Raw genomic sequence first — 6,451 nt, 5'->3', positions numbered from 1 at the left:
GGGGCACCCTCCTTTTTCTTGATAAAAAGGAGGCAAAAATCAAGAAAAGAAATAAGCTTCCACCGCACTATCTAACGCGTGGCCCGCATTTCTTTTCGACCCACCGCTCGCAGGATTTCACGCCAACCTGCAAAATGCCAAATACCGTTATGTTTTTCTTAACGCCAAAAATTTGCAGGCCGACTTCGTACTATCAACGGCAGCAAGAATATGATCTTTTGCCGGGACAGCAATTCATGATCTGTAGTAACCTAGATCGGTGGCAGGAAGCCAACGTTCAAATTGTCATAAGCTTTTCCGAAGCACGCTGGCAAGACGCAAGTGCCTGCAAAAATTAAAAACAGTGGCAGCTATTTAAATTTTGCAATGCCAAGCCTATAGCGCAGCGGTTTTGCGAGGCATTACACTTGCTTGCAACCAGCACACCAGAAGCAAAAATAAGCGCTCCTGTTTTTAATTGCGGGAAGACTGTGCAAAGGCGCCTAGCGGATTGACAAGCCCTTTATTCAGTAGTTTCAATTGTTTTTTATGGACTTCATGAGCTCGCTCAGCTCGGTTTGTTTCCTTTTGGGGCTATCAAAAGGAAATGCCCTGCCGGCATGAGGCATAAAGTAAATTACGGTTAGCCCTCATTGGCGGGCGGCCTAGCCAGTTATTCACTAGCATTGATATTTTTATTTGTGTTTGGAAAGAAATGCCTTGCCGGCATGAGGCGTAATTCGTCTGCACTTAAATTTGCGCACGAAATCCCTTAGCAAAAACATCTAATGCAGCAGCTTCCTGGTGAAGTACTTTGACCGAATCCAATAACGATAGATCCAGGCCTGTTTGTTCAGAAGTACTTAACAGCCGTGCCGACTTAATCTTTTGCAGCTCGGATTTCACTTTTTCAACAGTAAGCTTGCGGGACATCAGGATCGAGCCAATTTTGTAGACGACGTAATCGGTGCTGCTTGCGTGTTTAGGGCCAAGCACTGACGACACGGCACCGTAGAAATATTCTAACCGCTCGTAATGGCCGATGTTACTATGTTCGACCAGGACCCGGGAATGGAGCAATTTTCGCCAGAGCGGATCAGATTCGGGATCGACAGATTCGTTTGTCAGCAGCGTATTGATCACCTTCTCCCAAACGGAAGCTAAAGCAAATGCATCTGCGGCTATCGAGTCTAAAAAGTCGGCGATACGAAGATTTTTATCCTTTTTCTTGTTGATAGTTGCAAGTACCCAAGCGTCGGGATTTATAGAAATTGGCATAACAGGAGGATAACCGTCAACAGATAAAAAGATAACGAAGTATATTGTTTCGCCGCAAGTGAAGAGGGTCGATTCTCATAATACGAGGACCAGCCGTGTTAGTCTTCAGCTTTTGGAGATTCCGAAGGTTTAGGTTCCGGCTTTTCCGGCGCGCCAGATTCTCCTGCCGCATCAACCCGGTTAAAGTGATCTTTGATCTCCTTCGTCATTTCTTGAACCATATGTCCTCTTTCTCCATTTTCTTTTTCTTCACCTGGCATAAATAACGATTTATTTCCTCCAAGTTACCTTTAAACTCATGTAATGACAATTGCTAGTTATAGCTATTTTGCATACCCAAATAAAATTTGTCTCATTTCCCGTCTCAAAAATCTAAACGAGCAGTTTTTGGCGAACTATTCGGAATATGCTGGAAATGCTTAACATAACGTTTAGTTATGGGACAATACGTCTCCTTCAAATAATATGTAATGTTTATAAATTTTTGTAAAGTGCCTGCATTTCAACTTCTGAGTAAAGCCAATTTTAGAACAACGAAAACATGATCGATAAGTTGCGTATATGGACAATATATATCTTTACTTTTGAACAATAGACTGCATTTCATCTAACGTATCATCTAAAATCTTATAGGTAAAAAAAAATGATTGTAATATATCGTTACTGACTATGCATGTCACTTCCTGATTTCCTAATAAATATTCAATTGCGACATCATGTGTATCAATGTTTGTTACAAGGGTTCCGTGCGTATAAATGTTACGATCCTCAATGAAATTATGAAAAGTCTTTGTAAACAATTTGATTATGTGTTTGCTACCCAAAGTTGGAATATCACTGAACGATGCACTAGATTTTACGATTTTGCTTAAGATGTTTCGCAAATTCATAAAATCTAATCCAATAAGATATTCTTTCGTTATAGTGCTGTCGTCTCTATAATAGAAAATTAAGAAGGATAAAAGTTTTTGCTTAAGGAGTTCGGCTACTCTAACACAATGTAACTTAAGCATAATAAAAGACGCTTGCTTCACATTATGCTCGTCGACGAGTTTTTGTTCAGCTATGTATGACTGAATCGGTTTATCAATAGGTGTGTTGATTTCTCGGAAACAAGACATTTCATAAGGGATCGTCACTCCGCTTATAACCTCTTTAAGCCACACAGTATTCATAACCTTAATTATCAACCCACTTGAAGGTTTCGTTACAATTACAGGTCGCTTATAAGGCAGTCTTTCGAAATTGTTTGTGTTATCCATGTGTCCCCATTAAAGAGAAGTGTATGATTAATTGGTAATGTCAGCGTTAAACTGTTACCTTAGATTAAAGTTAAAACGTTTAAGAAAACTCAACCTTAAAGTGGTCTAAACTTAACCACTTGAGGTAAATCAATCGGCTTTTAAGTTAATAGAGGACTCATTAAATAAAATCTAAAACAAATCTTTTGGAATTATTGTGCAACTCTTCTAGTTCTTGAGCCCAAATTTCTAATGATTTGAGAGTGTTGCGTATCTCTACATAGTCTGAGTTTGAATGTAAAACACTAGCCGATGTGGCAGTATAAGCAGCTGTTGGTTGACATTCCAATAACAGAGCCTCAGTTGATCCCAGAATTTTATTTTTCATTCGTGTAGATTGTTTTTCTCTGTAACAACCAATTTTATACTTAATATCTTCTAATGTTTCTAATATTGCATTCCCAATTTCAAATCGCTTATAAACACTTCTGGCAGAATTGTTTAAGTCAATAACATCAATCGTCGCTTGCCCTAATGTTGTTTTTCCTTTAAGTCGATAGCACCTAAGCCTCAGATGAATTTTAGGATCCTCAACAAAAGGATTAATAATAGGTTCATCGTTTACGTTATGAAAACCCTTTGAGCCGTTACACCTTTTACATGACGGTAATAAGTTTTCCCAGACAACAACTTTTTCGGGATAGTGGCTCTTATCCTCAAAATGCTCCACTTCCAGATAATTGCTTTCGTAATTGAGTTTACATTCACAATAGGCGCATTTATCGTTGCTTAAAGCCAATAAAGATTCTTTAATCTCTGGAGTATTCCAAACAGATTTGGAGGTATCTACAAACAGACTAGTCAATTCGATAACTTTATTAGGATTTAAGTATGTAGGGGTAAAATCTCTTGAAAGCTTAATCATTCGGTTCAGTTTTAATTGAAGCAATTTGAAATTTTAATAATTTCTTTAATGAGTTTTGAGGGTGAAGCATCTCTTCTAGTTTGCTATATATTTCAATTGATTTTTTATAGTCATTATTATCAATTGCCTTTTCAAACTCTTGGATATTTTCATTGAAAACTTTAGTTTGAGTATCTTCCATGTCCATCACATCTCTCAAAATTTCTTCTACCGTCCAACCCTGATATCCATATTTACTGTTTACCAAATCCCTTCTAACAACGTTATTGTCGAAAAAACTTAAAGCTACTACTTGGTTTGACTCGGCGAATTGAATTACATGTGGACTGTGAGTAGTTGTTATGAACTGTGCGTTTGGAAACAGATCAAGCAGGATCTGTGTTACCCTTTCCTGCCATTCGGGATGAAGATGTAGTTCAAGTTCATCAATTAAGATTATTCCGTCAAACGACTTGGCCTCTATTCTTGGCTCAACAAAGCGGAATTCAATTTCTTTAATTATTCCAAATGCAACGGAAAGAATTGATTTGAAGCCAGATGATAAATACTCGTAATAAATTAAACCTGTTGGGGTTTCAACCATAATTTCATTTGACGAAGCTTCCACTTTGCTAAATTGAAAATTCGGATTTAATAGCGAAAATACGGATTTTGCTAAATCGAAATTTGCTTTTTGCTCTTTAGTCAACGCACCTTCATGGACGTAATACAAATACCTATTAACAAACCAGTTTTTTATATTTGTTAATTGTATCCCTTGCTTAGAATCTGTCCATAAATTACCATCATCCTTATTTGTATCCTTTTCCACAGCCCTAAGTGGTACGTAATCAAATGTTCGAGAGGTTTTAAGTGAAATTAGGTACTTTGAGTATGAATGAAGCGGGGAATTTATATCATTGCTTTTTTCTGGAATAAAATTTTTGAATGCAACCTCACTACTCACGTCTTTTTCATCAATAGTAAAGGTTCCTTTGATCTGACTCGATTCAAATTTTACATTTCTTTTTAAAATACTCGTTTGACCCCAAGCAAAAAGATGGGCTATGCTTTCAAGTACTGTGGTCTTCCCAATTCCGTTGGGTCCACAAATAATATTCATTCTATTATTAAAAAGGATGTCAATTGATCCCAGCCCTCCCACTCCCGAAATATGTATGTTGCTTATTTTCATCAGGGTATCTATATAATAAGTTGAATGATCAAAAATAGATTTTTTTATGCTTCCAAATAGCTGTTTAAGATTAGTTGTAGAAACCGCACCCTTAATATATCTAACATAAAAGAAGCGTTAAAATGAACAACAATTTTTAAATCAGTGTCTCAAAAAACCCTGGTTTAATGAGAAAATCATCAGGTTCGTTTTACCCCTTTTGATGCACTAAAAAATGTCTCAAATGGGCGTCTCAAAAATTCAACCCTGATTTAAGAAAATGAGACGAGTATAAGAGATATCCGCAGCATGTCATTATAAGCAAATTGCGAACGCATGCATTTGCAATTGATATTGACGTTTAATCCAACAAGCGATAGCGGCATTGCTCTATGGCGATGAATATAGCACCTATAATATCATTTTGAAAGAGGATTTACTCAGGAAATAACTGAATATAAGATAGATTTTCTCCCGGTCGAAATGACGGATATGTCGCAGCGGACGGTATTAACCTGATCCTTACGTCCAAATACTAGTTCCCGGCGAACAGTTCCATGCTCTCGAACACAGCCAACTGCAAGCGATCGACCATATAAAACGCTGCGTTCACTTGTTCATTCGTAACAGACCAGTCACCGCGGTAACGGCCTTGCATATATGCCTCATCGAGTAATTTTGCCAGTTCCGGGTCAATCTTCAGCGAAGCTGTCAGTGCCGGCAGGTAATAGCCGGCGCAGCGCAGCAATACACGGATCTCGTGTGAGCGTTTTTGCCGTCCACAAAAAGGACAGATCGCCGCCCGCAAAGCTAGTTCTGCCGCCTGGTGCAGCATGAACATAGTTAGCGGCCTGTTACTTTCATTATGGAAATAAAACCAGGCCCCTTCCAGGAAACTGACAGAACGCTCAAATGCCTGGTCGAAGCCCCGTTTAACCTTTAATAAGACGAGCTCTTCTAGCTGAGGCGACAATTTTGGCAGGGGTTTTACGCCGGTATCATATAAAAGATTCTTTTCAGTGCAGGCAAAAGAATAGAAGGGATGCCCTTCTTCCAGCTGCCGGTCGAGCCAGTCGGACCGATGCAGCATGCAGGTTATGGAAGGCTGTCCGGTTATAGCAAAATCCACGTATGGCTGGAGCTGGTTCAATGACTTCGGGCAGGTATAAGGTAATATGATGATGAGGAGTTCCTGTTTCTGCTCCCCGATCAGTTGCTGCATGACATGGAAGATCTTCTCCGGCTTCAGGGTTTCGATGAGTAAACGGATGAAAGCAGGTAGATTTTCAGGAGATTGGGTTGAAGCGCTGGCTGTTTGCATAAGGTTCATTTTATCGGACAAGAAAATGTTATAATATGTAAATATACATTATGTACATAAATATATCATTAATGTTTATAAATAAACTCTTATTGATTGATTAAGCTTAGGACATGTAGTTTTAAAAGAAAAAGATTTTGGCAAAGCAACCACCAAAGAGCAAAACCACAACGGCTTTCGGCGTATTCTTAATGAAGCGTTCTGCTAACAGAGCTGATATATCCAGGAAAACAGGAATATCAACAACCCGTTTAAGCAGACTTGTAACAGAACCAAATTCAAATTTACGCGCGGATGAATTGTACCTAATTGCGTTAGCAATAAATGTTGATCCGTGTGAAGTACAAAAAGAGCTTTTTAACAATCTCAAATTAGAGGAACTTTGACGGTTACAACTCAATTTATCGTTGAAAATCACCCACCTACCGGCCTTAAGGGCGGGATAGCTTTTGCTGTTGGGAATTTCGGTTTTTTTGAAGACTGTGCTGTTTTGAAATTAACTTTCATCTGATCAGCTGCTACCACCAATCGAAATCACACCACAGTCAACGAAA

The 6,451-nt window shown here is 38.6% G+C and carries 8 protein-coding genes; 2 read left to right on the top strand and 6 right to left on the bottom strand.

Annotated features, from left to right (window positions below; all coding sequences use genetic code 11):
* On the top strand, positions 1-338 hold a 338-nt coding region (locus tag GS399_RS20900; protein WP_237488021.1), incomplete at its 5' end, for a hypothetical protein.
* Positions 339-729: 391 nt separating this feature from the next.
* Here GS399_RS20900 and GS399_RS20330 read toward each other — a convergent pair.
* From GS399_RS20330 to GS399_RS20305, 6 genes are all read right to left on the bottom strand, one after another.
* Positions 730-1,257 (bottom strand): hypothetical protein, encoded by a 528-nt coding sequence (locus GS399_RS20330; protein WP_160846501.1) that lies wholly within the window; start codon positions 1,255-1,257, stop codon positions 730-732.
* A 98-nt stretch (positions 1,258-1,355) separates the two neighbouring features.
* Entirely contained in the window at positions 1,356-1,517 is a 162-nt protein-coding gene (locus GS399_RS20325) for a hypothetical protein (protein WP_160846500.1), read from the bottom strand.
* A gap of 318 nt (positions 1,518-1,835) precedes the next feature.
* On the bottom strand, positions 1,836-2,519 hold the full coding sequence (locus tag GS399_RS20320; RefSeq protein ID WP_160846499.1) for a hypothetical protein: 684 nt from the start codon (positions 2,517-2,519) through the stop codon (positions 1,836-1,838).
* A gap of 160 nt (positions 2,520-2,679) precedes the next feature.
* Entirely contained in the window at positions 2,680-3,423 is a 744-nt protein-coding gene (locus tag GS399_RS20315; RefSeq protein ID WP_160846498.1) for an HNH endonuclease, read from the bottom strand.
* Positions 3,416-4,597, bottom strand: a complete 1,182-nt coding sequence (locus GS399_RS20310) for an AAA family ATPase (RefSeq protein ID WP_160846497.1) — start codon at positions 4,595-4,597, stop codon at positions 3,416-3,418. The genes GS399_RS20315 and GS399_RS20310 overlap by 8 nt, the downstream gene beginning before the upstream one ends.
* A gap of 514 nt (positions 4,598-5,111) precedes the next feature.
* Positions 5,112-5,897, bottom strand: coding sequence for a HEPN domain-containing protein (locus GS399_RS20305; protein WP_160846496.1), 786 nt, complete (start codon positions 5,895-5,897; stop codon positions 5,112-5,114).
* A 191-nt stretch (positions 5,898-6,088) separates the two neighbouring features.
* Between GS399_RS20305 and GS399_RS21170 the strand changes: the two genes are divergently transcribed.
* Positions 6,089-6,283, top strand: coding sequence for a helix-turn-helix domain-containing protein (locus GS399_RS21170; RefSeq protein WP_160846502.1), 195 nt, complete (start codon positions 6,089-6,091; stop codon positions 6,281-6,283).
* The last annotated feature ends 168 nt before the right edge of the window (positions 6,284-6,451 follow it).

It is taken from the genome of Hufsiella arboris (assembly GCF_009834875.1).
Classification (GTDB): Bacteria; Bacteroidota; Bacteroidia; order Sphingobacteriales; family Sphingobacteriaceae; genus Hufsiella_A; species Hufsiella_A arboris.
Note: the sequence above shows the minus strand (reverse complement) of the source record. Positions and strands in the feature narration are given on the sequence as shown.

What these genes read in the sequence shown, in the direction of transcription:
- GS399_RS20330 (WP_160846501.1), bottom strand. Translation starts at nt 1,257, where the DNA reads ATGCCAATTTCTATAAATCCCGACGCTTGGGTACTTGCAACTATCAAC.
- GS399_RS20325 (WP_160846500.1), bottom strand. Translation starts at nt 1,517, where the DNA reads ATGCCAGGTGAAGAAAAAGAAAATGGAGAAAGAGGACATATGGTTCAA.
- GS399_RS20320 (WP_160846499.1), bottom strand. Translation starts at nt 2,519, where the DNA reads ATGGATAACACAAACAATTTCGAAAGACTGCCTTATAAGCGACCTGTA.
- GS399_RS20315 (WP_160846498.1), bottom strand. Translation starts at nt 3,423, where the DNA reads ATGATTAAGCTTTCAAGAGATTTTACCCCTACATACTTAAATCCTAAT.
- GS399_RS20310 (WP_160846497.1), bottom strand. Translation starts at nt 4,597, where the DNA reads ATGAAAATAAGCAACATACATATTTCGGGAGTGGGAGGGCTGGGATCA.
- GS399_RS20305 (WP_160846496.1), bottom strand. Translation starts at nt 5,897, where the DNA reads ATGCAAACAGCCAGCGCTTCAACCCAATCTCCTGAAAATCTACCTGCT.
- GS399_RS21170 (WP_160846502.1), top strand. Translation starts at nt 6,089, where the DNA reads ATGAAGCGTTCTGCTAACAGAGCTGATATATCCAGGAAAACAGGAATA.